The sequence below is a fragment of the Arthrobacter sp. NicSoilB11 genome, from assembly GCF_019977375.1.
In the GTDB taxonomy this organism is placed as follows: Bacteria; Actinomycetota; Actinomycetes; order Actinomycetales; family Micrococcaceae; genus Arthrobacter.
Map to the genome: position 1 here is coordinate 356,770 of NZ_AP024657.1, position 26,642 is coordinate 383,411.

21 protein-coding genes and 1 pseudogene are annotated in these 26,642 nt (G+C 67.3%); 18 read left to right on the forward strand and 4 right to left on the reverse strand.

The genetic code is table 11. The features are described 5' to 3' along the window. Positions 1-147: 147 nt before the first annotated feature. The 7 genes from LDO14_RS01760 (at position 148) to LDO14_RS01790 (ending at position 9,672) form a co-directional block, all read left to right on the forward strand. Positions 148-1,704 carry an ABC transporter substrate-binding protein gene (locus tag LDO14_RS01760; RefSeq protein WP_018770874.1) on the forward strand — a complete coding sequence of 519 codons (1,557 nt, stop codon included), beginning with the start codon at positions 148-150 and terminating at the stop codon, positions 1,702-1,704. Positions 1,705-1,767: 63 nt separating this feature from the next. Continuing rightward, entirely contained in the window at positions 1,768-2,721 is a 954-nt protein-coding gene (locus tag LDO14_RS01765) for an ABC transporter permease (RefSeq protein ID WP_018770873.1), read from the forward strand. Next, complete coding sequence (locus LDO14_RS01770) at positions 2,718-4,832, forward strand: dipeptide/oligopeptide/nickel ABC transporter permease/ATP-binding protein (protein WP_018770872.1); 2,115 nt, start codon at positions 2,718-2,720, stop codon at positions 4,830-4,832. Before LDO14_RS01765 ends, LDO14_RS01770 begins: the two co-directional genes overlap by 4 nt. Further along, a complete protein-coding gene (locus LDO14_RS01775; RefSeq protein WP_018770871.1) occupies positions 4,829-5,836 on the forward strand; it encodes an ABC transporter ATP-binding protein in 1,008 nt (335 codons plus the stop codon). Before LDO14_RS01770 ends, LDO14_RS01775 begins: the two co-directional genes overlap by 4 nt. A 57-nt stretch (positions 5,837-5,893) precedes the next feature. Continuing rightward, the gene (locus tag LDO14_RS01780) at positions 5,894-8,188 is read left to right on the forward strand and encodes a family 78 glycoside hydrolase catalytic domain (protein WP_223993452.1); all 2,295 of its coding nucleotides are present in this window, start codon (positions 5,894-5,896) and stop codon (positions 8,186-8,188) included. Further along, complete coding sequence (locus LDO14_RS01785) at positions 8,188-9,144, forward strand: glycoside hydrolase family 43 protein (protein WP_051081419.1); 957 nt, start codon at positions 8,188-8,190, stop codon at positions 9,142-9,144. Before LDO14_RS01780 ends, LDO14_RS01785 begins: the two co-directional genes overlap by 1 nt. Positions 9,145-9,204: 60 nt before the next feature. Next, positions 9,205-9,672, forward strand: coding sequence for a hypothetical protein (locus LDO14_RS01790; RefSeq protein WP_018770868.1), 468 nt, complete (start codon positions 9,205-9,207; stop codon positions 9,670-9,672). On the opposite strand, the pseudogene LDO14_RS01795 reads toward LDO14_RS01790, so the two are convergent. Together LDO14_RS01795 and LDO14_RS01800 are read right to left on the reverse strand one after the other, a co-directional pair. Beyond that, a pseudogene (locus LDO14_RS01795) lies at positions 9,669-10,599 on the reverse strand (intradiol ring-cleavage dioxygenase). The gene LDO14_RS01790 and the pseudogene LDO14_RS01795 sit on opposite strands and share 4 nt — an antisense overlap. Positions 10,600-10,700: 101 nt before the next feature. Then, positions 10,701-11,531 carry an IclR family transcriptional regulator gene (locus LDO14_RS01800; RefSeq protein WP_018770867.1) on the reverse strand — a complete coding sequence of 277 codons (831 nt, stop codon included), beginning with the start codon at positions 11,529-11,531 and terminating at the stop codon, positions 10,701-10,703. Between the two features lie 137 nt (positions 11,532-11,668). On the opposite strand from LDO14_RS01800, the gene LDO14_RS01805 reads away from it, so the two are divergent. The 3 genes from LDO14_RS01805 to LDO14_RS01815 are packed head-to-tail and all read left to right on the forward strand — an operon-like array spanning position 11,669 to position 16,385. Continuing rightward, positions 11,669-14,401: an alpha-L-rhamnosidase gene (locus LDO14_RS01805; RefSeq protein WP_223993457.1), complete on the forward strand. Its 2,733-nt coding sequence runs from the start codon at positions 11,669-11,671 to the stop codon at positions 14,399-14,401. Next, positions 14,398-15,420 (forward strand): alpha/beta hydrolase, encoded by a 1,023-nt coding sequence (locus LDO14_RS01810; RefSeq protein ID WP_018770865.1) that lies wholly within the window; start codon positions 14,398-14,400, stop codon positions 15,418-15,420. The genes LDO14_RS01805 and LDO14_RS01810 overlap by 4 nt, the downstream gene beginning before the upstream one ends. A 20-nt stretch (positions 15,421-15,440) precedes the next feature. Then, positions 15,441-16,385 (forward strand): alpha/beta hydrolase, encoded by a 945-nt coding sequence (locus LDO14_RS01815; protein ID WP_223993459.1) that lies wholly within the window; start codon positions 15,441-15,443, stop codon positions 16,383-16,385. 36 nt (positions 16,386-16,421) lie between these two features. On the opposite strand, the gene LDO14_RS01820 is transcribed toward LDO14_RS01815, so the two are convergent. Further along, entirely contained in the window at positions 16,422-17,177 is a 756-nt protein-coding gene (locus LDO14_RS01820; RefSeq protein WP_018770863.1) for an FCD domain-containing protein, read from the reverse strand. A 137-nt stretch (positions 17,178-17,314) separates the two neighbouring features. On the opposite strand from LDO14_RS01820, the gene LDO14_RS01825 reads away from it, so the two are divergent. From LDO14_RS01825 to manD, 7 genes are all read left to right on the forward strand, one after another. Beyond that, positions 17,315-18,613 (forward strand): sugar ABC transporter substrate-binding protein, encoded by a 1,299-nt coding sequence (locus LDO14_RS01825; RefSeq protein WP_018770862.1) that lies wholly within the window; start codon positions 17,315-17,317, stop codon positions 18,611-18,613. Between the two features lie 95 nt (positions 18,614-18,708). Beyond that, positions 18,709-19,662 carry a sugar ABC transporter permease gene (locus tag LDO14_RS01830; RefSeq protein WP_186447807.1) on the forward strand — a complete coding sequence of 318 codons (954 nt, stop codon included), beginning with the start codon at positions 18,709-18,711 and terminating at the stop codon, positions 19,660-19,662. Further along, on the forward strand, positions 19,659-20,537 hold the full coding sequence (locus tag LDO14_RS01835) for a carbohydrate ABC transporter permease (protein WP_018770860.1): 879 nt from the start codon (positions 19,659-19,661) through the stop codon (positions 20,535-20,537). Before LDO14_RS01830 ends, LDO14_RS01835 begins: the two co-directional genes overlap by 4 nt. Positions 20,538-20,546: 9 nt before the next feature. Continuing rightward, entirely contained in the window at positions 20,547-21,695 is a 1,149-nt protein-coding gene (gene dgoD / locus LDO14_RS01840; protein WP_056388271.1) for a galactonate dehydratase, read from the forward strand. A 5-nt stretch (positions 21,696-21,700) separates the two neighbouring features. After that, entirely contained in the window at positions 21,701-22,384 is a 684-nt protein-coding gene (locus LDO14_RS01845) for a bifunctional 4-hydroxy-2-oxoglutarate aldolase/2-dehydro-3-deoxy-phosphogluconate aldolase (RefSeq protein ID WP_223993461.1), read from the forward strand. Beyond that, positions 22,381-23,352: a sugar kinase gene (locus LDO14_RS01850; RefSeq protein ID WP_223993462.1), complete on the forward strand. Its 972-nt coding sequence runs from the start codon at positions 22,381-22,383 to the stop codon at positions 23,350-23,352. Before LDO14_RS01845 ends, LDO14_RS01850 begins: the two co-directional genes overlap by 4 nt. A 61-nt stretch (positions 23,353-23,413) precedes the next feature. After that, positions 23,414-24,643 carry a D-mannonate dehydratase ManD gene (gene manD / locus LDO14_RS01855; RefSeq protein ID WP_223993464.1) on the forward strand — a complete coding sequence of 410 codons (1,230 nt, stop codon included), beginning with the start codon at positions 23,414-23,416 and terminating at the stop codon, positions 24,641-24,643. A gap of 77 nt (positions 24,644-24,720) precedes the next feature. On the opposite strand, the gene LDO14_RS01860 is transcribed toward manD, so the two are convergent. Next, positions 24,721-25,656 carry a PaaX family transcriptional regulator C-terminal domain-containing protein gene (locus tag LDO14_RS01860; RefSeq protein ID WP_223993466.1) on the reverse strand — a complete coding sequence of 312 codons (936 nt, stop codon included), beginning with the start codon at positions 25,654-25,656 and terminating at the stop codon, positions 24,721-24,723. 177 nt (positions 25,657-25,833) lie between these two features. Between LDO14_RS01860 and LDO14_RS01865 the strand changes: the two genes are divergently transcribed. After that, the gene (locus LDO14_RS01865) at positions 25,834-26,634 is read left to right on the forward strand and encodes an MFS transporter (RefSeq protein WP_223993468.1); all 801 of its coding nucleotides are present in this window, start codon (positions 25,834-25,836) and stop codon (positions 26,632-26,634) included. Positions 26,635-26,642: the final 8 nt, after the last annotated feature.

Below are 26,642 nucleotides of genomic sequence, written 5' to 3' on the forward strand. Positions count from 1 at the left end.
CGTGACCGCCGCCACAATACCTTTTCAATCAATGACATTGTCATGTTTGGCGCCTGTGGTCCCGGCTGATTCTTGAAGGGAGCCGGCGAGCAGCCAGCCCCCACAACCGTTCCTCCGTCATCACATCAGAATGCAAAGGCGCACTACATGAAACTTCCGAACTCCACCGCCCGTGCGAGCTCCGCCGTTCTGGCCGGTGCCCTGCTGATGGGTTCCCTGGCCGCCTGCGGCGGCGGGTCCAGCCAGGCCGCCGCAAAGGCTGATACCAGCAGCCTCACCCTGGCCATCGACAGCGACTCAGCCTCCTTCGGGTTCGACCCGCTGCGCGTCTCCGCAGCCCAGCGCCAGTTCTTCGAAGGCCTCTACGACAGCCTGATGACCCTTCAGCCGGATGGTTCCGCAGGTCCGGGCCTGGCCAAGGACTTCAGCTACAACGCGGACAACACCGTCCTGACGCTGAACCTCAAGGACGACGTCACGTTCACCGACGGCTCCAAACTGGATGCCGCCCTGGTCAAGGCCAACCTGGACCGCCGCTCCGATCCCGCGCTGAGCGCCTACTCCGCCGTCGCGAAGGGCGGCGCCCAGGAAATCACCTCCGTGGACGTGGTCAGCCCCACCCAGGTGGCCCTGACCTTCGCCAAGCCGCAGCCCGGATTCGAGAAAAACCTGGCCTCCACCACCGGCATGATCGTGGGCAGGAACGGCGTCACCGACACCTCCAGCCTCGCTGCAACCCCTGACGGCTCGGGACCGTACACCCTTGACCCCTCCACCGTGAAGGGCAACAAGTACGTCCTGGTGAAGAACGACAAGAGCGCGGACGCCTCCAAGTACGCCTACAAGAAGGTGGTCTTCAGCGTGGTCCAGGACCCGCAGGCCCGCGCCAACGCCCTGGTCTCCGGCCAGGCCGACGTTGCCATGCTGACGTCCTCCACGGTGGACTTCGCCAAGTCCAAGGGCGTTGGCGTTTCCCAGATCGGCGGCACTGTGAACACCATGATCTCCTTCGACAAGATCGGCAAGACCGCACCGGCGTTCGCCCAGGAGAAGGTCCGCCAGGCCATTCAGTACGCCATCAACCGCCAGGCCCTGGTGGATGCCCTGCACAAGGGCGACATCCCTGCATGGAACGCCCTGCCCAAGGATTCGGCCGGCTTCACCAAGGACCTGGAAACCACATTCGCGTACAACCCGGACAAGGCCAAGAGCCTGCTGGCCGAGGCCGGATACCCCAACGGCTTCGAGTTCACCATCATCGCAAGCGCGCAGACCCAGACGGACCTGCAGGCCGTCCAGAAGGACCTCGCCGCCGTCGGCATCACCATGAAAGTCAAGATGGCAGCCTCCACCGACGAAGCGTTCGCCGCCGTCGCCACCACACCCCTTGGCTACGCTCCCCTGAACTGGGACAACCCCGTCGGCGTGATGTACGGAGCCATCCTGAACGGCTTCACCAACGTGCAAAAGGCCACCGATGACAAGCTCAGCGCCGCTACCGGCGAGCTGGCCGCGGCCAAAGACGACGCCGCCGTCAAGGCAGCCGCCACCAAGCTGAACACCCGCCTGGTGGAGTCAGGCTGGATGATCCCGCTGTATGAGGCGCTGACCAACCAGGGCTACAACACCAAGAAGGTGGCCCAGGTGAAGTTCGCCGGCACCAACGCCTACCCGCTCCTCTCGTCCTACACGCCGGCCAGCTAATACCCGCACCTTCCCGCCGGGCCCTCCCCAAACAGGAGGGCCCGGCCGGGCAGGGCCTGACCGATGGAGGTCACCATGGCACTATTCATCACTAAGCGCCTGCTGATGGCGCTGGCCACCGTGCTGGTGGTTGCGGTGCTGGCATTCCTGCTGGTGCACGCAATGCCCGGCAGCCCGGGAGCCGTCTCCCTCGGCGCAGGCGCCTCCCAGGAAGCCATCGACGAGGTCAACCAGAGGATGGGCTGGAACGATCCGCTGTTCACACAGTTCTTCACGTGGCTTGGTTCCGCCGTCCAGGGCGACCTGGGCGTCTCGCTCATCGATGGCCGCTCCGTCAGCGCCGACCTCGCCGGCCGCCTCCCCGTCACAGCCTCGCTTGCCGCCGGCGCCACCGTCCTCAGCGCGGTCCTGGGCATCGCCCTGGGCGTCACCGCAGCGGTCCGCGGCGGCCTCCTGGACCAGGTGATCGGCGGCTTCGTTGGACTCCTGGTCGCCCTGCCGGCGTTCTGGGTGGGCGTCCTCTTCGTGTACCTGTTCGCCGTCCAGTCCTCCATCTTCCCGGCCACCGGCTACGTGCCGTTCGAGGCCTCACCGCAGGACTGGGCCCTGTCCCTGGCGCTGCCGGTGATCACCCTCGCCGTGGGCGGCGCTGCCTTCATAGCCCGCCAGACCCGGGCGTCCATGCTCGAGGCGCTGCAGCAGGAACACATCCGCACGCTGCGCGCCACGGCCACCCCCACCTGGAAGATCCTCTACGTCCATGCCCTGCGCTACGCCAGCCTGCCCATCGTGGCCGGCATCGCCCTGCAGTTCATCGGCCTGTTCGGCGGCTCCGTCATCGCCGAGCAGCTGTTCGCCATGCCCGGCCTGGGCCAGGCCGTCCAGACCTCCGTCAGCACCCATGATGCCCCCGCCGTCCAGGGCGTGGTGGTGATCGCCACCGTGGTGGTGGTTGCCGTCAACCTGGTGCTGGAGCTGGCCACCAAGTTCCTCGACCCGAAGTTGCGTGCCTCATGATCCCAACAGTTACCCCGGCCCCCGCGGACGCGGACCAGGCAGGAAGTACGACGCCGGCAGCAGCCCCCGCGCGCAACGCCGGCAGGGCGGCCATCACCAAGGTATCCCGGCACGGGCTGTTCACTTCGCCGGGCGCCGTGGCCGGCCTGGCCTGGCTTGCGGCGCTTGTCACCGCGTCGCTGACAGCGCCGCTGTGGCTGCCCTTCAAGACAGAGGACCAGGATTTCACCTCAGTCCTCTCCGGCCCCATCGCCGCCCACTGGCTGGGAACGGACGAACTGGGCCGCGACATCCTCAGCCGGATCTTCGCCGCCGCAGCCGGCACCCTGGGGACGTCCATGCTCACGGTGATTGTCGGCGTCGGGCTCGGCACCATCCTGGCCATGCTTGCTGCCGGCACCGGCGAACGCGTGGAGGCCGTGATCAGCAGGGTTACCGAGATCATGATGTCCCTGCCGGGAACCGTGATCATCCTGGCCGTCATCGGCGCGGTGGGAACCAACATCCCCGTGGTTATGGCCATCCTGGGCATCCTGATGTCCGCCGGCATCTACCGCGTGATCCTGGGCCAGGCCAAGTCCCTGCAGTCCCAGCTCTACGTGGATGCGGCCAAGGTGGACGGCGTCAACCCACTGCGGATCAGCCTCCGGCACGTCCTGCCCGGCCTGGCGAACACCATCGTGGTCCAGTCCGCGCTGATCTTCGCTGTGGGCATGCTCATCCAGGCCGGCCTCGCGTTCATCGGCTTCGGCCCGCCCATCCCGCAGCCCAGCTGGGGCGGCATGATCCAGGGCGCCTCACAGCACGTCTATGACGCCCCCTGGATGATGGTGCCCACCGGTGCCGTGCTGGCGCTCACCGTCCTCTCCGCCAATGCCATCGGCAATGCCCTGGGCAAGGCCCCCAACGCGGCCGCACCGCACCTGCCCTCCGCCGCGGCACGCCGGCAGCGCGCCAAGGCCGTCGCCGCCATCGCGGCGGAGGCGCCCGGATCGGAGGACTTGGCCGCATTGGACGGCGCCTCTGCCGATAAGGAGACGCTCAGCGTCCGTAACCTGTCCGTCGGCGTCGACAGTGCAGGTACAGGCACCGGCGTCCGCCTGGTCACCGATGTCTCGTTCGACGTCCAGCCCGGCACCGTCCTGGGTTTGGTGGGGGAGTCCGGCTGTGGCAAGACCATGACCGCGCTGTCCTTGTTGGGCCTGCTGCCCTCGGGCGTAAGTGTCACCGGCGGCCAGATCCTCTGGAACGGAAGAAACCTGGCAGCGGTGGCGGAGAGGGACATGGAAGCAGTGCGCGGCCGGGAGATCGCGCTGATCAGCCAGGAACCCATGCGCGCCCTGGACCCGATGTTCACCGTGGGGTACCAGCTCACCGCGACCATCCGCCGGCTCCGCGGCATGGGCAGGACCGAGGCCCGCCAGGAGGCGCAGACCCTGCTGGAAAAGGTGGGCATCGTGGACGCGGCGCGGATCCTGAAGACCTATCCGCACCAGATCAGCGGCGGCATGGCCCAGCGCGTGGCGATTGCCCTGGCACTGGCCGGGCAGCCGAAGCTGCTGGTGGCGGACGAGCCCACCACGGCCCTGGACGTCACGGTGCAGGCCGAAATCCTGTCCCTGCTCCGGACCCTGGTGAAGGACACAGGCATGTCCGTGGTGATGGTGACCCACGACCTTGGTGTGGTGGCGGACATCTGCGACCAGGTGGCCGTCATGTACGCCGGCCAGGTGGTGGAGAACGGCACAACCCAGGCCGTCCTGGACCACCCCCGCCACCCTTACACCCTGGCGCTCCTGGCCGCAGACCCGCACGCCAACCACGCAGACGACATGCCGGAACGTCTCGCCACCATCAGCGGACAGGTGCCGCAGCCCAAGGACTGGCCCACCGGCTGCCGGTTCGCGGCCCGCTGCCAGTTCGCCGGCTCAGCCTGCATGGAACCCGTGCAGCTGCTGCGCTCCGGCGCCGGCGAAGGGCTGGTGCGGTGTGTCAAAGCGGACCAGCTGGCCGTCGAAGGCATGGACTGGCTGGCCACGGACGTGCCCGCCTCCCGCGTTTTGGAGGTCACCCCCAAGCAAAACCCGATCGTTGAAAAGGACCCGGCATGAGCACCGCAGTGACCGAGCGCCAAGATTCCGCGGCTTCCTCCGCCGCCACCCCCATGCTTGAGATCAAGGACCTGGTGGTCCGCTTTGGACGGGGCCGGAAGGCAGCCGCCGCACCGGCCGCCGTCGACCATGTCAGCTTCAGCATCGCACCCGGGGAGACTGTGGGACTGGTGGGGGAGTCCGGATCCGGAAAGTCCACCATTGGCAAGGCAATCCTGGGCCTGCAAAAGGTCTCCGGCGGCACCATCACCTACCAGGGCAAGGACATCACCTCCGCCAGCGCCAAGGAGCGCCGGGCCCTGGGCGGGGAACTGCGTGCCGTCTTCCAGGACCCCAACTCATCGCTGAACCCGCGGAACACCATCGGCACGTCCCTGGCCGAACCGCTGCGCCTGCGAGGGGTTTCAGCGGCAGAGGCACGCGCCAAGGCCGGGGACATGCTCGAACGCGTGGGCCTGCCGCGGGACGCCGTGGACCGCTACCCCAGCCAGTTCTCCGGCGGCCAGCGCCAGCGCATTTCAGTGGCGCGTGCCCTCATCTGCGATCCCCAACTGGTGGTCTGCGACGAAGCCGTCAGCGCCCTTGACCTCTCCACCCAGGCGCAGGTGCTCAACCTCCTGGCCGACCTCCGCGACGAGCGGGGCCTGAGCTACCTGTTCATCGCCCATGACATCGCCGTGGTCCAGTTCCTGGCCCAGCGCGTGGTGGTGCTCTACCGCGGGCAGGTCATGGAAAGCGGACCTGCCGCGGCCGTCACCGGGAACCCCAGGCACCCCTTCACCCAGGCCCTCGTGGCAGCGTCCCCGGTGCCCCGGCCGGCGGAACAGGCCGAACGCCGCGAAGCCCGCGAATCGCTTGGCGTCCGCACCGGGGCGGCCGCGGTCCCCGGGCCCGGCGGATGCCCCTTCCGGCTCCGCTGCCCCCTGGCCACTGACCTGTGCGCCACCGAACGGCCGGCCCTGCGGCGTGTGGGTGCGGCGGATGTGGCCTGCCACTACGCCTGACCGGCACTTCTTCCACCTGCTTTTGACCAGCTTCCACCAGAACGGAACCCTCCTTCCATGACCTCCACGCCCTGGCACGCCGCCATGATCACGCCCCAACAGGACTTTGACGGCGCCCCCCTGCTCCGCAAGGAATTTACGCTCGACGAGGGCCACGGCGGCGTGGTGAAGGGGACACTCCGGGCCACCGCCCTCGGCGTCTACGAGGCATCCATCAACGGCACTCCGGTGGGGCCAGACGTCCTGGGCCCCGGCTGGAGTTCCTACGAATGGCGGCTGCGCTACCGCAGCTACGACGTCACCTCCCTGCTGGCGCCAACCAGCGTGCTGGGGGTGGAACTGGGCAACGGCTGGTACCGCGGACGGCTGGCCTGGCACGGGATGTCCAACCTGTACGGCAGTGAGCTGGGGTTCCTCGGCCAGCTGGACATCGAGTTCGACGACGGACACGTCCAGTCGGTCGCCTCTGACACCTCCTGGCAGGCAGGCCCCTCCGCCACCACCTTCAACGACCTCTACGACGGCCAGACCATCGACGCCCGCCGCCTGCAAAAGGGCTGGGCGGAGCCCGGCTTTGTACCCGGTGCTGACTGGACGGGTGTGCGTGGGCTGGCGTTCGACGGCGGCCGGCTGGCTGAGCCGGTGGGCCCGCCCGTGGTGCGTGCCGGCGTCGTGCATCCCGTGGAAATCCGCACCTCACCCACCGGCCGGACGCTGGTGGACTTCGGCCAGAACCTGGTGGGCTGGCTCCGCTTCACGGTGCGGGGCGAGGCCGGGCAGGCCATTACCGTGCGGCACGCCGAGGTCCTGGAAAACGGCGAACTCGGCGTCCGGCCCCTGCGGTCAGCCAAAGCCACGGACACGTTCATCCTCTCCGGCGGGAAAGACGACTTTGAACCCACCAAGACCTTCCACGGCTTCCGCTACGCCGAGATCACCGGCTGGCCGGGCGACCTCACCGATGGTGACTTGGAAGCCGTGGTGGTCCACTCCGACCTCGAGCGCACCGGCACCTTCGAATGTTCCAACGAACTCGTCAACCAGCTGCACCGCAACATCGTCTGGGGCCTCCGCGGGAACTTCCTGGACCTGCCCACCGACTGCCCGCAGCGCGACGAGCGGCTGGGCTGGACCGGCGACATCGCGGTCTTCGCCCCCACTGCTGCCTACCTGTACGACGTCAAAGGGTTCCTGCAGGACTGGCTGCTGGACCTGGCCGCCGAGCAGAAGGCCGCGAACGGTCTGGTGCCCATCACCGTGCCCGATGCCCTGAAATTCTGCCCGCAGCCGCCCGAATTCCCGGCTCCGGAATCGTCCGCCCTGTGGAGTGAAGCCTCCGTGTGGGTGCCATGGGCACTCTGGGAGGCCTACGGGGACCTCAGCGTGCTGCGGAACCAGTACGAGTCGATGGCCTCGCACACCCGCCGGGTGGAGGGGCTGCTCTCGCCCACCGGCCTGTGGGACTCCGGCTTCCAGTTCGGCGACTGGCTGGACCCCGACGCCGCGCCGGACCAGCCATGGGCGGCCAAGGCAGACACCGGCGTGGTGGCCACCGCCTGCATGTACCGCACCGCGCGCCTAACCGCCCAGGCTGCCGGGCTGCTGGGCAGGCACGACGACGAGGCCCACTTCGAGGCGCTCGCCGCCCGGGTGCGTACCGCCTTCGCCGAGAACTACGTCGCTGCCGACGGCACCATCCGCAGCGACTGCACCACGGTCTACGCGCTGGCTATCGCCTTCGACATCCTGGCCACCCCGGAGCTGCGGGAGTTCGCCGGGACCCGCCTGGCCGAGCTGGTCCGGGACAACGGCTACCGCGTGTCCACCGGATTCGCGGGCACCCCGTTCATCACGCACGCGCTGACGGACACCGGCCACATGGACGAGGCCTACCGGCTGCTGCTGGAGAAGGGCTGCCCGTCCTGGCTGTACCCCGTGACGATGGGAGCCACCACGGTCTGGGAACGCTGGGACTCCATGCTCCCCGACGGCACCATCAACCCCGGCGAAATGACCAGCTTCAACCACTACGCCCTGGGCGCCGTTGCCGACTGGATGCACAAAGCCATCGGCGGCATCCGACCGCTGGAACCGGGCTACGCGCGCGTCCTCATCGCCCCGCAGCCGGGCCAAGGAATCGACTGGGCCAGGACCTCCCTGAAGACTCCGCACGGTGAGGTCCGGGTTGAATGGACGCTCGACGGCGGTGCGTTCCGCCTCGAGGCGACCGTCCCTGACGGGGTGGCGGCCGACGTCGTCCTTCCCGACGGTGCGCAGCGCACCGTTGAGGGCGGCACCCACTCTTTCGAAGGGCGCGTTGCCCCCATGCCCGATTACGAGGCAAGCCGCTGATGGGCAGACAGGAGACGGTTCGGCTCCTGCGCCTCGATCAAATCCGGATGCGGGACCCTTTCATCCTGGAACCGGTTCCGGGGGAGTTTGTCCTGTTCGGAACCAGCGACAGGAACGTGTGGAGTGGCCCCGCCACCGGCTTTGACTGCTATACCAGCAATGACCTTGAACACTGGGAAGGCCCCTTTGCGGCCTTCCGGCCGCCAGCGGATTTTTGGGCGGACGCGCAGTTCTGGGCTCCGGAGGTGTACGCCCTTGACGGACGGTTCTTCATGTTCGGCACCTTTGCGACGTCAACGGGCAACCGCCCCCGGGGCGTCGCGGTTCTTGCCTCGGATCTGGCCACGGGCCCCTACCAGCCCTGGAGTGACGGAGCCGTGACGCCGGCGGCCGAACCGTGCCTCGACGGGACGCTGTATATCGACGAGGATTCCACCCGCTGGCTCGTCTACAGCCGGGGGACGGAGGGAACCGCTGATGCACCAGGGATCACTGACGGCGAGATGCGTGCCGTCCGCCTGGCGCCGGACCTGCGCACGGCAGTCGGTGAGCCTGCTCTCCTGTTCAAGGCATCCGCGGCGGCCTGGACCCGGCCGCTGCGGTTCCCGGAGGGGGTGGAACCCCCAAAGGACCTGAACCTTGCCGCAGATCCCCTGTTCACCGATGGACCGTTTGTTGTCCGTTCGCCGGAAGGGTCTTTGCTGATGCTGTGGTCAAGCCACGGCGAGGCCGGGTATGCAATGGGCATCGCCGAGTCGAAAAGCGGAACCATCAAGGGGCCCTGGATCCAGCAGGCGGACCCTGTGTGGTCCAGCAATGGCGGGCATGGAATGGTCCTCCGCACATCCGGCGGGCGTGACTATCTGGTCTTTCACGGGCCGAACGACACACCCAACGAAAGGGTCAGGATCACTGGCGTGGAAATCGACGGGAACAGCATCCGCGTCCTTCGATGAGGTGCAGCGGAGGCGCTGATCTGCAACGATGTGGCAAAAGATCATTCCCAGGGAGGACTCATGCCGTACACCGTGGATTTCAAGAACGTGTCCACCGCCGGTCTGGAATCGTCACCGGTAGCGGAGGCGTTGGCCGGGCTCCGCGCCAACGAGGCCCGCTACTACAAGAATAAATACGACCACGACTTCACGGTGGTCCCTGCCGGGGAAGCGCCGGAAGTGCTGGACTATGTGAACAACATCCTGTCCGCCGAGCGCAACCTGGTGATTGCCTCCAAACCCCTTGAGGTGTCCTCCTTCGAAGTGGACGGGCTGCGAATGGCCTACGTGTTCTACGAGTCAGGGCTGTCCATCAACGTCATGTACGGCATTGAGGAAGGGGGCAAGCGGGCGGTCGGATTCAAGCTCTCGGACGGCATGGACGTTCCGGAAGAGCTGGCGTCCAGCTTCAAGTTCGCCCGCCAAAAGTCGAAGCTGGCGGGCACCATCCGCGGCTCGTACTTCGTGATCAAGGGCGAGTACGCCTAGATGGTCACGTTAGACGCCGCCGCATAGACCGTCGCCGCGGATCCGGTCATGGTGGCCAGCTGGTAGATGCCGCCGTCGTCGCCGAACACGTTGTCTGACTGCAGCGTGGTCCGGGTCATGTTGGTGATGCTCTTTTCGTAACCAGGAGTTGCGTAGACGTCGTCACAGGCCGCTTTGGTCAGGGCAATCTGCGAGACGGTGAGCACCTGGCCGGCGGCGGTGGCGTTGTTCATGGATTCGAACACTTCGAAGTGGATGTGCGGCCACCGTCCGGCGTAGGCACCCGGGAAGATGGACGTGAAGGTGACCTGGCCGTTGGCGTCTGCCTCCTGGACGCCGCGCAGGTAGTTTTCGTTTTTCAGGCTCGAGTCGTACATCGAGTACTTGCCGTCGCGGTCGCAATGCCAGGCGTAGACCGCCGCGCCCGCCAGCGGTGTGCAGCCGTTGGCGTTGTCCAGCAGGGTGAGGGTGAAGGTCAACGGGACGCCCACCGCTTTAGCGGACGCGGTGCCGAAGCTGGAGGTGATGTCCTGCCGCACCACGCCGGAGGCTTCCAGGACGTTGGGTCCGTTGGAGCCGTCGCCCGGGTACGGTCCGGCGGTTTCCTGGGGAATCTCCACGCCGCACTCGGCAATGGCCCGGGTAATGGTGGGTGTCGACGTGGCGGAGGACGATGCCGTAGCCGAAGCCGATGCGGATTCGGTGGAAGCCGCCGTGGCGGTTGCGTCCGTGGCTGACGGCGCAGCCGTGGTTGATCCGTTGGGGCTGCAGGCAGCGAGTGCGACGGCGGCGCCGCCGGCACCGAGGAACATGCCGAGGGAGCGGCGGCTCATCAGCGTCGACAGGTCGATCAAGGCCGCGGTCGTGATCCGGGTGCGGCTGGTGCGCGTTTTCGGGGAGCTCATTGCGGTTGTGCGAAGTGGTCATGAACCCATCAGAAGCCACCGCACTATGCATCCGGTAGGCGGATTCTGTGAGCCACCTGTGTGACGTTGCCCCGCGACCCCGGCCTCGGCCGCGTAGGGCCGCTACCCCTGCGAGTGCGTCCGGGTGCCGGCGCTGACGGCAGCCTGGTGCCCCAGGTTCCTGGAGACGGCGCGGGCGGCCGCGCGGACAGCGGGGGCCAGTACGTTCGGGGGAGTGGACCCGTCCGGGACCACGATGGACAGTGACGCCACCACGGAGCCCTGGGCGTCGAAGATGGGGGACGCCACGGAGACGGTCCGGGACGGGACGGTACGGCGGATCATCGCAATCCCGGTGCGCCGCACATCCGAAAGGGTCCTGCGCAGCTGGCCCTCCGGCAACTCCGGCACTCCGGGCTCGTTTTCCGGCGGCCGCTTCAGGATGGTCTCCTGGAACTGCTGGTCCGCGCCCGCCAGCAGCACCAGCCCGATCGCCGTGGACCGCAGGGGCGCCCGGCCACCCACGCGGTACGCCACCTCCGTGGCATCCTTCGCGGACAGCCGCTCGATCAGCACCGCCTGCTCGTTGTCCCGCACCGCCAGCAGCACGTGGTGCCGGGTGACTTCGAACAGGTCTTCCAGGTAGGGAAGGGCAATTTCCCGCACCCCGTGACCGCGGGGCGACAGCGACGCCACTTCCCACAGCCTGACCCCCACGACATACCGGCCGTCGTCGAGTCTTTCAAGCGCACCCCATGCCACCAGCCGAGCGATCAGCCGCAGTGCGGTGGGCGCGGGCATGTCCGCATACCGGGCGAGTTCCGAGAGCGTCAGTGCCCGCCGCCGGTCGGAGAAGACGGCGAGCAGGCTCAGCGCGCGGTCGATGACGGGTTCGCCCTGTTTGGGCCGCTTTCCGCGGGCAGGCGGGGTGTCCGGGTCCGGAATGACAGTCATGGCGGTGGTTCCTAGCGCTGATGCATTGGTGAGCTGCCCCACAATACTATTTCGACCAATGAAAATGCTGTGTGGGGGATAGGAGCACGCCAACCAAGCTGGAACTCCCAGCACCCGCACCCCAGGAGCCCTGCCGCATGACCGCCCCCACCCGGCTTCGGGCCGAGCACCTGTTGGAAGCGATGGGCCTGACCATCCGGGAGCCCAGCCTCAGCTGGACGCCGCCCGCCGGAACCACAGGCCAGGCGGCATACCGCATCACCGCAAGCAACGGCTGGGACACGGGGAAGGTCGAGTCGGCCGCCTGCAGCGGCATCCCGTACGGCGGGCCGGCGCTGCGCTCGCGGGACCGGTTCGAGTGGCGCGTCCGCACCTGGGACAGGGACGAAAAAGGCACCGAAACACCGAGCGGCTGGTCCCGTCCGATGCCGGTGGAGCTGGGGCTGATGCATGCCGAGGACTGGACGGCGCAGTGGATCGGGCCAGACGAGCCCCAAGTTCCGGCGCCAGAAGACCGGCCCGGCTATGCCCTCACCAAAACCTTCTTCCTGCCGGCGGCCCCGCACAAGGCCCGCGCCTACGCCACCGCGCACGGCATCTATGAGCTATTCATCAACGGCCACCGCGTGGGCGACCAGCAACTCACCCCAGGCTCCACCAGCTACAACACCACGCTCCAGGTCCAGGCCCACGACGTCACCGCCCTGATCCGTGAAGGCAGCAACACCGTGCGAGCCGTCCTCACCGACGGCTGGTACCGCGGCACGTTCGGATACACGCGCGACGCCGACATGTACGGAACGCACACGGCCTTCCTGGCGCAGCTCGAACTGGAGTCACGGGCCGGCAGGCAGGTCATCGGCACCGACAGCTCGTGGCTGGTGTCCGCCACGGAGATCCTCCGTGCCGACCTTATGGCGGGCCAGGGCGTGGACTTCAGGAAGGCCGACGGCGGCAGCGCACCTAAGGCGGGCAACGGCGCCCCGGTTGCCCGCGCACCCCGGCCGTGTTCCGCAGTCGTCCGTCCCGGCAGTTTCACCGCACTGGCCGGACCCCTTGCGCCGCCCACCCGGGTGGCGCAGGAACTTGTTCCGGCGTCCATCACGCGGCTGGCCAACGGCAGCCAGGTGGTGGACTTTGGCCAGAACATCCACGGCTGGGTCCGGCTCACCCGGCTCGGCGCACCGGGCGAAACCGTCACCCTGGAATACGGCGAAGCGCTCGGAGCGGACGGTGACGTCAACCGGGACCATCTGCGCCCCCTCGACTTCCGGGCGCCGGGAGCCTTCCGGGACGCAGGCCAGGTGGACACCGTCACCGCCTCGGGTGCCCCCGGGGAAGTCTTCGAACCCCGGCACACCACCCACGGCTTCCGGTACGTCTCGGTCCAGGGCCTCGCCGCGGGCCTCCAGCCGGGAGACATCACCGGCTGCCTGGTGCGGACGGACCTGGAACGTACTGGCACCTTCAGCTGCAGCGATGCGCGCCTGAACGCACTGCATGACATCGTGGAATGGAGCTTCCTGGGTAACTCCTGCGAGGTCCCCACCGACTGCCCGCAGCGCGAGAAAGCCGGCTGGACCGGGGACTGGCAGCTGTTTGTCCCCACTGCCGCATACCTTTTCGACGTCACAGGCTTCTCCCGCAAGTGGCTGCGCGACGTCCGTGCAGACCAATGGGACAACGGCGTCATCACCAACATCTCGCCGTCCCCCGGGCCCGCGGCCACCTCGGCGGAGTTCATGGGCTTCACCAACGGGTCCGCCGGCTGGGGCGATGCGGTGGTGATGGTGCCCTGGGAGGTCTACCTGGCGTCAGGGGACGCCAGGATCCTCGCCGAAAACTGGGAGGCCATGCAGCGGTGGCTTCACTTTGTGCAGGCTACCGCCGAAACGGAGCGGCACGCCGCGCGCGCCGCCGCAAGCGCAGCGCCCGCGCCGCACGAGCGGTACCTGTGGGACACCGGCTTCCACTTTGGTGAATGGATGGAACCGGACGGCCCCGAACCTGACCTGTTCGCCGCCCGCAGCGCCGACCACGGGATCGTGGCCACGGCCTACTACCGGCACACCACGGACGTGATGGCACGAATCGCTGCTGTCCTGGGCCTGGATACAGAGGCCGCCGAGCTCGCGGAACTTTCACACCTGATCCGGGACGCGTGGGAGACGGAATACCTTGATTTTTCGGGCAGCGTAATCCAAGCCACGCAGGCCAACTGCGTCCGCGCCCTGGCCTTCGACCTTGTCAGCCCCGAACACCGCCCCACGGTCACCTCGCAGCTGGCCGCCCTGATCCGGAACGCCGGCACCCACCTGGGCACCGGCTTCCTGGCCACGCCCTACCTGCTCCCGGTCCTGGCGGACAACGGACAACTGGACCTGGCCTATGAACTCCTGATGCAGGACTCGGAACCGTCCTGGCTGACCATGGTGGACCGCGGCGCCACCACCGTGTGGGAGTTGTGGAACGGCATCGATGCCAACGGCACGCCGCACCAGTCGCTCAACCACTACAGCAAGGGTGCCGTGGTCTCCTTCCTGCACCGCTACACCGCCGGCCTGCGGCAGGCGCCCGGAAGCGCAGGCTGGGAGCGCATCATCATTGAGCCCCGCCCCGGCGCCGGCCTGGCATCCGCCTCCACCTCACACATGGGGCCACGGGGCCTGATCCAGGTGGCCTGGACTGCGGCGGAAGGAGCAATGGACGGCGGCGTGCTGACGCTCACAGCCACGATTCCCTCCGGCACCACCGCGGAGGTGCGGCTCCCCGGCGCGCCGGCCGCCGTCGTCGGGCCGGGACACCACACTTTCCCTGCCGCCACCGGCCGGGGCACTGCACAACCTGCGCTGATGAGGAGCACACTATGACAGTGGATGACGCTACCGGGGTACTCGACCTGTCCCCTTCCGACATGTCGCGTTCTGACATATCCCGTTCCGACACCTCCCGTCCCGGAGGCAGGAAGGTTCCGCCGTTCCCTGTCTTCGATGCCCCGGGCACGGCGGGGCAGGTCTCGGACGTATCCTCCGTGCACCGTGAAGTCACCTACGCCCGGGCCATCGGATTCCGGCCGCTGAAGATGGACATCTGGCTGCCCCGCAAGGCCTTTGGGACCACGCCGATGGTCCTCTGGGTGCACGGCGGAGCGTTCCAGCTGGGCGACCGCCGCGAACTGCCGCCCACCTTCGCCCCCGATTCCGTGTTCCGGCTGCTCAACGAGGCAGGCATCGCCTGCGCCACGGCAGACTACCGGCACTCGCTGGAAGCACCGTTCCCGGCACAGCTCCACGACCTCAAAGCCGCGGTCCGCTACCTCCGGGAGTTCGCCGGGGACCTCAACATCGACCCGGACAGGTTTGGCGCCTGGGGCGAATCAGCAGGCGGACACCTGGTAGCGCTCCTGGGACTCACCGGCAAGCGCGAAGACCTGGAGGGCGGTCTCGGTGCGCAGGGGCACCCAAGCAGCGTCAGCGCCGTCGTCGACTTCTACGGCGTGTCTTCGCTGGTGGACATCCCGCCAATAGTCACCCCGGACGGGCTCTTTCCCCCTTCCTTGACTGCCGCTGTCCCGCCGGGAATGTCGCTGCAGCCCGAGCAGATGCTGGTGGGCGGGTCGGACGACCCGAAACTGCTGGCCGCGGCCAGCCCCGTCATCTACGTATCGGCGGATGCCGCCCCGTTCCTCCTGGTCCACGGCGATTCGGATGGACTGGTCCCGCACTCGCAGACCGAGCTTCTGGCCGCCGCGCTCGCTGGCGCCGGCGTGGAACATGACGTCATGACCATCACGGGCGGCGACCACTGCTTCTTCGGCGCCGAGGACCAGCTGGATACCATCCTGGCCACAGCCGTTGACTACTTCTCACGGAAGTTGGGAACACCATGACACCCCGCACAAAACCAGACGTGGCTTCCCCCGACGCCACCCCGGCCGGCCCACAGGGGGAGGCCGCCGCCGGTTTCGCTGAGTACCTGGCCAGCCCGGAAGGACCGCAGTTCCTTAACCCGGACGCCCTGCGCTCACCCGGGCCGGACGTCCCCATCCGCGCCGTGACGGCCGACGGCCGGCACGGGCCGGTGGCCATCCGGATCTACGGGGAACCAGCCGGCGCGGACAGCCCCGCCCTCGTGTGGCTGCACGGCGGCGGATTCGTCAGCGGCAGCGTGGATAGCCCGGAGTCGGATTACCTGGCGCGGGTGTTCGCGAACCAGGGCACGCCGGTGCTGTCCGTGGACTACCGGCTGGCCCGCGACGGCGTGTCCTTCCCCATCCCGCACGACGACGCCCTGGCCGGCTGGTTTTGGGCCCGGAAGAACGCCGAAAGCCTGGGGCTGGATCCGGACCTGCTCTGCCTGGGCGGTGCCGGTGCCGGTGGCAACCTGGCGGTGGGCGCCGCGCTCTACCTGATTGACGCCGGAAAGCCGCTGCCCGCCAAGCTCCTGCTGGCCTACCCCTTCCTGCACGCGGAACTCCCGCCGCCGGCCGGGGGACTGGATCAGCGGGTCATGGCCGGGCTGCCCCGGCACCTGCGGTTCACCGTGGAGGACTGCATCCGGACGGCCGAGAACTACGTGGGCGGCCCCGTCAGCATGGCATCGTCCTATGCGATGCCCGGCTACGCGGACCCTGCCGGACTGCCGCCCACGGCCTTGCTCGCCTGCGAGTACGACGACGCCCGCGGCTCCACAGAGCTGTTTGCTGCTGAGCTGGAACGCGCAGGGGTTCCGGTGTCCTGCTTCCTCGCCCAGGGCGCGGTCCACGGCCACCTCAACCACACCGCCGGCCTGCCGGAAGGGCAGGCGGCCCTGGATTTCCTGGCGGGTGAGCTGCTGGCAGTCCGGCGGGCGTAACGCTTCCGGCGTCCGCTGGTGCTGCCGGCACCTGGCTTACCCGGGGTTGGCCGCGCCGTCGTTGACGGAAGCATGGCTGCTGGACCAGATGTCACCCATCTCCTCGGTGGACTGCTCCACAATTCGGCTCATGGCGGCATGCGCGGCGGCTGCCTGGCCCCGCTGGATGGCGCTGGCCACATCCACGTGCATCTGCAGTGCCTCATGGTCCGGAAGATGGGGCATCAGGCCGTGCTGGGTCCGCCCCGCCAGCACTTCCGCCACGAGTTTATGCAGCTGCGAAAACATCAGGTTGCCGGAGGCGTTGAGGACAGCGGCATGGAATTCGATGTCCAGGCGCAGGAAATCCTCCTGGTCTCCCCGCTGCCCGGCGGCCCAAAGCCGGGCTGCCATGGAAACAAGGTCGCTGGCCTGGTCGAGTGAAGCGCGCTCGGCCGCGAGCCGGGCGGCCTGCGGCTCAATGGCGCCGCGCAGTTCATTCAGGGACCGCAACTGCTCCAGCCGCTTGGCCGAGGCCAGCCGCCACCGGATCACCTGGGGGTCATAGAGGTTCCAGCTGGCTTCCGGCTGAACCACCGTTCCCAGTCGGCGGCGCGATTCCAGCATGCCCATCGACGACAGGACACGGGTGGCCTCCCGGATCACGGAGCGGGACACCTTGTGCTGCGCCTCCAGCTCATCCAAGCGCAGGATCGAATTCGGGGCCAGCGTTCCCTCGGCAATGGCGAGCCCCAGGTTCTCGACCAGCGATGAATGCAGGTCTGGGGACAACGCCGCCTTTGGGATGGTCATGAATAAATCATATGGGGGCATGGCAAGGTCTTGTATATGTCTGCCTTATTTGTTTATGCTCGCTGAACACAACAGACGTAACGAGGCGTCTGTCACCCGCCCGCGAAGCTGCGGGCCTGAAGGCAAAGGAAGTCGTAATGAAGCGGCATTCAATTGTGAAGTACGCGGCAATTGCCGCAGCGATGTCGCTGGGGCTGACCGCCTGCAGCGGCGGCGGAGGCGGCAGCGACCAGGCCAAGCAGTCCGGCACCGTCCGTGTCACCCTGGCCAACCACGTGTGGACCGAGGGCATCAAGGCCGCGATTCCGGAATTCGAGAAGTCCAGCGGGCTCAAGGTGGAGCTGACCCAGCTCGGCGAGGACCAGCTCTCCGACCAGTACAACGTCAAGCTCAACGCAGGCAGCGACGAGATCGACGTGATGATGTACCGCCCGCTGCAGGAAGGCAAGGCTTTTGCCAAGAACGCTTACCTTGCGGACCTGACCAAGAACGTCTCATCGGACTCGGGCTGGGACTGGAAGGATTACCAGGAGGGCCCGGTCAAGGCCACCACCGTTGACGGCAAGGTGGTTGGTGTTCCGATCATCACCGAGCGCGAAGTCCTGTACTACCGCAAGGACCTGCTGCAGGCCGCAGGCCTCCAGGTCCCCAAGACCATGGAGGAACTGGAAGCGGCGGCCAAGGCCATCAAGGCGTCCTCCCCTGACACCGCAGGCTTCGTGGCCCGCACCGGCAAGTCCGCCGCGGTGACCCAGTTCTCCAGCTTCCTGTACAGCTTTGGCGGCGACTTCATGGACTCCAGCGGCAAGGCCACTGTCAACACCGACGCCGCCAAGAAGGCCTACGCCTACTACGGCGGCCTGATCCGCAACTACGGTCCCGCCAACGTCAGCACGGACATGAGCTGGCCGGAGGCGATGGCCATCTTCACCCAGGGCGGTGCCGCCTTCTACACGGAGGCAGATTCGCTCTACAAGAACGCCACCGACCCCGCCAAGTCCAAGGTTGCGGACAAGGTTGGATTCGCTGCGCTGCCTGCCGGTCCCGCCGGTTCCAAGCCGTACAACATCCCCTCCTGGGCGCTGGGCGTGAACCAGAACTCCAGCAACCAGGACAACGCCTGGAAGTTCATCCAGTGGGCAACCAGCAAGGAACGCACCCTGGCAGCCCAGAAGGCCGGCGTCCCGGGCCCGCGCACCTCCGTCTGGTCCAACCCTGACGGAACCTCCACCTACCCGAAGGACCTTGCCGACGCGATCTCCGCCAGCGCCAAGAACGGCGTGGGCCACGACCGGCCCGAGGTTGTCACCGTAGGCAAGGCACGCGAAATCGTGGGCGCCCCGATTGTCGCCACCATCACCGGCGGGGACGCCGCCGCAGCGGCAAACGACGCCCAGACTGCTTTCCAGACCTTCCTGGACAGCGAAAAGAAGTAGGACACCGGGCGCCTATCGCGCACCTACATCCCGCCGGGACGGCCCATGGCCGTCCCGGCGCGGCCCACTTCACCCCCAAACTCCTTAGGTGAACCATGTCTGTATTGAACCCTCCCCGCAGCGCCCGCACCCGCCGGCCCGGTGGCCCCGCCGGTGCCGGGGGGAACTTTTCCGCCTGGGCCAACCGGCACCGAAAGTGGCTCTTCGCGGCACCGGCAATGATCTTCGTCGGCGTCCTGATCATCTTTCCGCTGGCCTGGACCGTGTACCTCAGCCTCACCGACTCCCAGGGATCCGTGCGGGCCGCAACGGAGTTCATCGGGCTGCAGAACTACATCACGGTCCTCAGCGATACCGAGCGTTTCTGGCCCGCCGTGGGCCGCACCCTTTCCTTCACCGGCGTCGCCCTGGCCTTCGAAGTGGTGCTGGGCATGGGCGTGGCGCTGCTTCTGTGGCGGCCCTTCCGGGGTGAAAAGTGGGTCCGGGTGGCCATCCTGCTGCCGCTCGTGGCCACGCCCGTAGCGGTGGGCATGATGTGGCGGCTGATCTTCGATCCCAACATCGGCTTCGTCAACCAGCTCCTGGGCATGGTGGGCATTCCGCCCCAGCCGTGGCTGTCCGGCCAGGACACCGCCCTGGGCACCACCATCTTCATGGACGTGTGGCAGTGGACCCCCATGGTGGTCCTGATCCTGCTGGCCGGGCTGACCTCGCTGTCCGACGAACCGGACGAGGCCGCCCGCGTGGACGGCGCCAACGCCTTCCAGCGGTTCTTCTACATCACGCTGCCCCTCATGATGCCCACCGTGATCGTGGCCATCCTGCTGCGCGGCATCGATGCGCTGAAGACCTTCGACATCCTTTACGCCACCAAGGGCAAGGGCGGCGGCTCGTTCCACGAAGTGGAGACGCTGAACGTCTACGCCTACGGACTCAGCTTCGACTACAACCAGTACGGGCTTTCCTCGGCGGTGCTGATCCTGTTCTTCATGATCATCATCGGCTCCATGTGGCTGCTCACCATGCGCAAGAAAGCGGTAAGCAAATGACCGTCATGACAGATTCCGCCGCCACCGCCGCGGACCGCCGGCCCCCGCGCCGCCGCAAGCCCCTGGCCACGCGCGCCTACAAGGTGTTCCGGGTCGTCGCCCTCATCCTTGTGGTGCTGTTCCTGCTTGCGCCGCTCTTCTGGATGCTGCTGGCATCGCTGAAGACCAACGTGGATATCTACGACACCGGCAAGGCGTTCCTGTTCTCGCCCACCATCGAGAACTACGCCAACGTGCTGCAGCGCAACAACTACTTCGTGTTCATCTTCAACAGCTTCTGGGTTGCCTTCGTCTCCACCGCGCTGTCAATCGTCCTCGGCGTCCCGGCTGCCTACGCCATGAGCCGGTTCACCATGCACCGCTCGGCGCTGGTGGTCCTGATGGCCCGGGTCATTCCCGGCGTCTCACTCCTGGTGCCTTGGTACTACGTCTTCTCCAACCTGCGGATGGTGGGGAAGTTCGAGGTGCTGATCCTCAGCCACATGTTCGTGGCCCTCCCGCTGATCGTGTACATCATGATGAGCTACTTCGACTCGCTGCCCCTGGAGCTGGAGGAATCAGCCGAAGTGGACGGGCTTACGCCGATCGGTGCGTTCCGGCTGATCACGCTTCCGCTGGCGGTGTCCGGCATCGCCACAGCCGGCATCCTGTCCTTTATCTTCTCCTGGAACAACTTCATGTTCGCGCTGGTGCTCTCCGGCTCCAAGACCAAGACCCTGCCGGTGGCGATCTTCGACTTCGTCTCCTACGCCAGCATCGACTGGGGCGGGCTGATGGCCGCGGCGACTGTTGTCACCATCCCCATCATGATCATTGCGCTCTTCACGCAGAAGTACATCGTCTCCGGCCTGACCGCCGGCGCCACCAAGGGTTAGGACCGCGGCGTGACCGTCATCAGCCGGATCGAAACATTCCTTGTTCCACCCCGCTGGCTCTTTGTCCGGGTCGAGACCGAAAGCGGCATCGTGGGGTGGGGCGAGGCCACCTGCGAGGGACGCAGCGAGACGGTGCGCGCCGCCGTCGGGCAACTCTCGGAGCTGCTCATCGGACGGGACGCCCTCCGGATCGAAGACCACTGGCAGGTGATGACCAAGGGGTCCTTCTACCGGGGCGGACCCATCCTTGCCAGTGCCGTCTCCGGCCTGGACCAGGCGCTGTGGGACATCGCGGGCAAGCACTTCAACACTCCGGTGCACCAGCTGCTGGGCGGCCACGTCCGCGACCGCATCCGGATGTACGGCTGGGTGGGCGGCGACGAGCCGAACGAGGTGGCGGACCAGATCAGCGCCCAGCTGGACGTGGGCCTCACTGCCGTCAAAATGAACGCCAGCGGACGGATGAGCCCGGTGGCGTCGGTGGCAGAGATCGACGGCGTCATCCGCCGTGTTGCCGCGGCCCGGCAGGTCCTGGGCGACCACCGGGACGTCGCCGTCGACTTCCACGGCCGGTTCAGCCTGGCCAACGCCAGGCGGGTGGCCCCCTTGCTGGAACCCTTCCGGCCCTTCTTCCTCGAAGAGCCCGTGGTGCCGGAAAACACCCACCTGCTCCGGGAATTCACCGCGTCCACCACCACCCCGGTGTCCACGGGGGAGCGGCTGTACAGCCGGCAGGAGTTCCTGCCGGCGCTGCAGGCGGGCATCGCGGTGGCCCAGCCGGACCTCTCCCATGCCGGCGGCATCACCGAGGTCCGGAAGATCGCGGCCCTGGCCGAGGTCTACGAAGTCCAGCTGGCACCGCACTGCCCGCTGGGACCGCTGGCGCTGGCCGCCTGCCTCCAGGTGGGCTTCGCCACGCCCAACTTCCTCATCCAGGAACAAAGCATCGGCATCCACTACAACCAGGGCGCCGAAGTCCTGGACTACGTGGTGGACAAGACGCCGTTCAAGTTCGTAAGCGGCCACATCGAGCGTCTCACCGGGCCCGGACTGGGCATCGAAATCGACGAGGCCGTGGTGCGGGCAGCGGACAAGCGCGGCCATGCCTGGCGCGGACCTGTGTGGCGCCACCCCGACGGATCCTTCGCAGAATGGTGAATCCCATGACATCCCAAAATCCAGCCGTCACCTCCGCCGGCCTGCTGGCCGGCATCCGGCAGTCGCGGCTTGTCGGCATTGTCCGCGGGAACGACGGCGGTGCTGCCGCCAAGGCGGCGCTGGCCGCCATGGAGGAAGGCTTCCGGTACGTGGAGATCGCCCTCACCACGCCCAACGCGCTGGAGGCAATCCGCGAGGTCCGCGCGGCTGCGCCGACCGGCTGCCTGGTGGGCGCCGGCACCGTCCTGAGCGAGGCCGACGTCGAACACGTCACCGCTGCCGGCGGCCAGTTCATCGTCACCCCCTCCCTTGCCCCCTCCATCAGCGAGGCGGCCAGTGCCGGCATCCCGGTCCTGGCCGGGGCGCTGACGCCCAGCGAGGCGTACGACGCGATGGAACGCGGTGCCACCGCCATCAAGCTTTTCCCGGCATCGATCGGCGGGCCCGGCTACCTGAAGGCAGTCCGCGATCCCTTCCCGGACATCCCCTTCATCGCCGTGGGCGGCGTGGGCCTCGGCGAGGCGGCCGGGTACTGGGAAGCCGGGGCGATCGCCGTCGGCCTGGGCGGTCCGCTGTTCGGCAGCGCAGCCTCCGGCGGCGACCTCACGGAAATGCGGGAACGTGCCCGCAGCTTCCTGGCCCTTGCGGCCGAATTTGCTGCCCGTGCCGGAACCGGGACCCCTTCATGAGCGTTTGCCTGCTGACCTTCGGCGAGTCCATGGTCTCACTCCGCGCCGGCGGCCCCCTGGCGAACGGCGGCACCCTGAACATGCAGGTGGCGGGGGCAGAATCGAACGTTGCCATCGGCGTCGCACGGCTTGGCCACAGCGCTGCCTGGGCCGGGGCGGTGGGCGCGGACCCGCACGGCGAGTTCATCCTGAAGCAATTGCGCGGCGAAGGCGTCCAGCTGCACCACACCGTGCATGCGGACCGGAGCACCGGGGTGATGTTCCTGGAGCAGCGCACCGCCGACCTCAGCCGGGCCTTCTACTACCGCGCCGGATCGGCGGGAGCCACCATCTCCCGCGGCCAGGTTGCTGCGGCCCTGGATGGCGGAACACGGATCCTGCACCTGACCGGCATCACCCCGGCACTCAGCCCGGAAGCGCGGGACGCGGTGGAGTACGCCGCGGAACGGGCAGCGGCTGAAGGCGTGGTGGTCTCCCTGGACGTGAACTACCGGAGCAAGCTTTGGTCCCGGGACCAGGCGGGAGCCGTGCTCGGCCCCTTGGTCCGGCACGCCACCATCGTCATAGCGTCCGACGACGAACTCGACCTGGTTGCCGTCCCGCCGGATGGGAGCAGGGAGGCCACATCCCCGGCCGATGAGGCCCGTGCGGCCGCCCACCTGTTGGACCTGGGAGTCAGCGAAGTGGTGGTGAAGCGCGGCGCCGCAGGGGCCGCGGTCCATACAACCGACGGCCTTCTTGAAGCTCCGGCCATCCCGGTTACGTGCGTGGACACCGTGGGGGCCGGGGACGCGTTCACCGCCGGTTACCTTTCCGCCCTGCTCGACGGCGAAGACGTCGCCGGCCGCCTCAAGCGCGGCATCCTCGCCGGCGCCTTCGCCGTCAGCACGCGCGGCGATTGGGAGGGCCTGCCGCGCCGCGATGAACTCGCCCTGCTCGACTCCGCAAGGGGCAGTACCCAGCGCTGACAAACTGCCCACCCCAACGGGAAATTCCCATCTACCCAAAGCCCCTACCCGAAAGCCAGCTGTGAAGATTATTGCCGCGGAAGTGTTCGTTACCAGCCCCACCCGAAACTTCGTGACCCTCCGGATCACCACGGACGACGGCGTGACGGGCATTGGCGACGCCACCCTGAACGGCCGCGAGCTGGCTGTGGCCGCCTACCTGAAGGAGCATGTGGCGCAGTTGCTCATTGGCAAGGATCCGCACCGGATTGAGGATACGTGGCAGTTCCTGTACCGGAGTGCGTATTGGCGGCGGGGTCCGGTGACGATGGCGGCGATCGCTGCGGTGGATATGGCGTTGTGGGATATCAAGGGCAAGGTGGCCGGGTTGCCGGTGTACCAGTTGCTCGGTGGTGCGTCGCGGAACGGGTTGCGGGCGTATGGGCATGCTTCGGGTGCGGATATTGAGTCGTTGTTTGATTCGGTGCGGGAGCATCTGGAGTTGGGGTACAAGTCGATCCGGATCCAGACGGCGATCCCGGGGATCAAGGCCGTTTATGGGGTTGCGGCGCAGGCGCAGGCGTCGGGGGAGCGGTATGACTATGAGCCTGCCGGGCGGGGTGCGTTCCCGCAGGAGGAGGACTGGGATACCCGGGCGTACCTGCGGCACCTGCCCACGGTCTTCGAAGCGGTGCGGAACGAGTTCGGCCCGGAGATCCCGTTGCTGCATGACGGGCATCACCGGATGACGCCGATCCAGGCGGCGAAGCTGGGCAAGGCGCTGGAGCCGTATGACTTGTTCTGGTTGGAGGACTGCACGCCGGCGGAGAACCAGGAGGGGCTGCGCCTGGTGCGGCAGCACACCACCACGCCGTTGGCGATCGGGGAGATCTTCAATACGGTGTTTGACTTCCAGACGCTGATCAAGGAGCAGTTGATTGATTATGTCCGGGCGGCGTCCACGCACTTCGGTGGGATCAGTCCGTTGAAGAAGGTGATGGATTTCGCGGCGCAGTACCAGATCAAGTCCGGTTTCCACGGTCCGACCGATATTTCCCCGGTGGGCTTCGCGGCGCAGCTGCACGTGGGGTTGGCGATCCATAACTACGGGATCCAGGAGTACATGCAGCACTCGGCCAAGACCAACGAGGTCTTTGAGCAGTCCATGACGTTCGTGGATGGGTACCTGCACCCGGGCGACAAGCCGGGCATCGGCGTCGAATTCAACGAAGAAGCCGCCGCGGCCTACCCCTACCAGCAGGCCTACCTGCCCTACAACCGCCTCGTCGACGGCACCGTCCACGACTGGTGAGACCGCCACGACTGGCAAGGACCGCCACGACGCGTGAGGCTGGCCACGACCTGCAAGCCGCTGCTTGCGGGGGCGCCCTAACCCTTGAGCCGGAAGGCCCGGCTCTCCCCGGCGAGTTCGGGGGCGAGCCGGGCTACCGTCTCCTCCGCGTAGGAGGCAGCCCCCTCCATCAGTGAGTTGTAGAGGGTGACGAAAATCCGGCGCGCCTCGAACAGTGGAAAATCGTGAGGCAACAGGTCCGGAGGCAAGCCCGGGTCCTCCCAGGGGAAAGCGCGCCACGCATCCATCACCTCGGTCCTCAGCCGGAAGGCCTCCTCCCCGCTCAGGCGCTGGGTGTCAAGGGTCTGGGCCTTCCCACGGTAGGCATCGATAAAGGGTGCGTACTGCCCGCGGAGTTCGTCCAGGTCCCAGGCCTCGATCAACGGCCGGCCGCGTAGTTCCTCCTCAGGCGTGCGGAAGATGGCATAGTTGTCCACGCCCAGATGGCGGCAGGAGTCCTCCAGATCCTGCACCGTGTCCCACGCGGAAACCCAGACCGCGCCGTACAGCGGAGCGAAACCAAGCCACTTGAGCCGGCTGCGGAGCAGGTCACGCACCTCCCTGGAGCTCTCGGGAACGGTGAAGGCCATGACAGTCCACATTCTGTCCCACCGGCGGTCCTCGGAACCGAAACCACTGACCTGGCCCACACCCACGTCGAGGCGGGCCTGGGCTTCCGGCGTGAAGCGGTAACGGGACGTTCGTCCCGCGTTCGACTGTTCCAGCACCCCGCGTCCGGCCAGGCGGCTCAGCGCCGTAGAGGCGGCCGACGCGCTGATGCCCAGTGCTCCCGCCAGGGCCACGATCAGTCGCGAGGGCAGCCATCCGGTGTACTCCCGCCAATAGTCCGCCATCATCGTCACCACCAGGTGCTGGGAAGCGGATCCCTTCAACGGCCGCGGAAAATTGACCTGCTCGGCGGCAATGCGGTGTGCGGCGGGGTCGCCGGAGTGGACGTGGAGGTTGCTGGTCACGGTCCATCTTCTCAGGCGTAGAGGGAACGGCAAATTGAACTTTGCAGTTTCCTTGACGGCCGTTGCAATAAGCGCATAACATCTATCCAAGTGATCCGGCCCACACCCCGCGCCGGTAGCTTTTCCCGCCGCAGGAGCGAGTCAGGCCCTGCTTCAAAACTTTCCAGGAGATCCGCAATGACCGCAGGTCCCGGTCCGCTGACGCCGTTGTCACCGGACACCGTTTCCGTCCCCGCCACAGCTTCCAAGGGCAACGCCAACGCCCGCCGTGCCGCTGCCGCAAGCTTCATTGGCAGCACCCTCGAGTACTACGACTTCTTCATCTACGGCTCTGCTTCGGCGTTGATATTCAACAAAATCTTCTTTCCCGGCATCGACCCATCCCTGGGCATGGTCCTTTCCATGGCCACGATCGGCATCGGCTACGTGGTGCGGCCCCTGGCCGCCGGCGTGATTGGCCACTTTGGTGACCGCATAGGCCGTCGCCAGATGCTGGTCCTGACCCTGGTCCTCATGGGAGTCGCCACGTTCCTGATCGGCTGCCTTCCGCCCGTGTCGGTGATCGGCGCCGCCGCCCCGATCCTGCTGGTACTCCTGCGCGCACTGCAGGGGGCTTCGGCCGCCGGCGAGTCCGTGGGTGCCGTGACCATGACCATGGAACACGCCCCTACCCACAGGAGGGCCTTCTACGCCAGCTGGGTCAACACGGGAGCGGTGGCCGGCATCATGCTGGCGTCGCTCGCGTTCCTTGCGGTATCGCTGCTGCCGCAGGACGATTTGCTCGCATGGGGATGGCGCCTGCCGTTCCTTGCCAGCATCCTGGTTGTCGTGGTGGGCCTGTACATCAGGCTCCGCCTCCCGGAATCGGAAGTGTTCGAGGCCGCCAAGGAATCTGCGGCCGGCCAGGAACTGCCCATCAAGGTGGTCCTGCGCGACCATTGGGCCACCATCCTCAAGGTGATCCTGTTCGGTCTCTAGAGCGTCGT

Bases quoted from the DNA above. Each gene is read 5' to 3' on its own strand.
- LDO14_RS01760 (WP_018770874.1), top strand. From the start codon at position 148: ATGAAACTTCCGAACTCCACCGCCCGTGCGAGCTCCGCCGTTCTGGCC.
- LDO14_RS01765 (WP_018770873.1), top strand. From the start codon at position 1,768: ATGGAGGTCACCATGGCACTATTCATCACTAAGCGCCTGCTGATGGCG.
- LDO14_RS01770 (WP_018770872.1), top strand. From the start codon at position 2,718: ATGATCCCAACAGTTACCCCGGCCCCCGCGGACGCGGACCAGGCAGGA.
- LDO14_RS01775 (WP_018770871.1), top strand. From the start codon at position 4,829: ATGAGCACCGCAGTGACCGAGCGCCAAGATTCCGCGGCTTCCTCCGCC.
- LDO14_RS01780 (WP_223993452.1), top strand. From the start codon at position 5,894: ATGACCTCCACGCCCTGGCACGCCGCCATGATCACGCCCCAACAGGAC.
- LDO14_RS01785 (WP_051081419.1), top strand. From the start codon at position 8,188: ATGGGCAGACAGGAGACGGTTCGGCTCCTGCGCCTCGATCAAATCCGG.
- LDO14_RS01790 (WP_018770868.1), top strand. From the start codon at position 9,205: ATGCCGTACACCGTGGATTTCAAGAACGTGTCCACCGCCGGTCTGGAA.
- LDO14_RS01800 (WP_018770867.1), bottom strand. From the start codon at position 11,531: ATGACTGTCATTCCGGACCCGGACACCCCGCCTGCCCGCGGAAAGCGG.
- LDO14_RS01805 (WP_223993457.1), top strand. From the start codon at position 11,669: ATGACCGCCCCCACCCGGCTTCGGGCCGAGCACCTGTTGGAAGCGATG.
- LDO14_RS01810 (WP_018770865.1), top strand. From the start codon at position 14,398: ATGACAGTGGATGACGCTACCGGGGTACTCGACCTGTCCCCTTCCGAC.
- LDO14_RS01820 (WP_018770863.1), bottom strand. From the start codon at position 17,177: ATGACCATCCCAAAGGCGGCGTTGTCCCCAGACCTGCATTCATCGCTG.
- LDO14_RS01825 (WP_018770862.1), top strand. From the start codon at position 17,315: ATGAAGCGGCATTCAATTGTGAAGTACGCGGCAATTGCCGCAGCGATG.
- LDO14_RS01830 (WP_186447807.1), top strand. From the start codon at position 18,709: ATGTCTGTATTGAACCCTCCCCGCAGCGCCCGCACCCGCCGGCCCGGT.
- LDO14_RS01835 (WP_018770860.1), top strand. From the start codon at position 19,659: ATGACCGTCATGACAGATTCCGCCGCCACCGCCGCGGACCGCCGGCCC.
- LDO14_RS01845 (WP_223993461.1), top strand. From the start codon at position 21,701: ATGACATCCCAAAATCCAGCCGTCACCTCCGCCGGCCTGCTGGCCGGC.
- LDO14_RS01850 (WP_223993462.1), top strand. From the start codon at position 22,381: ATGAGCGTTTGCCTGCTGACCTTCGGCGAGTCCATGGTCTCACTCCGC.
- LDO14_RS01865 (WP_223993468.1), top strand. From the start codon at position 25,834: ATGACCGCAGGTCCCGGTCCGCTGACGCCGTTGTCACCGGACACCGTT.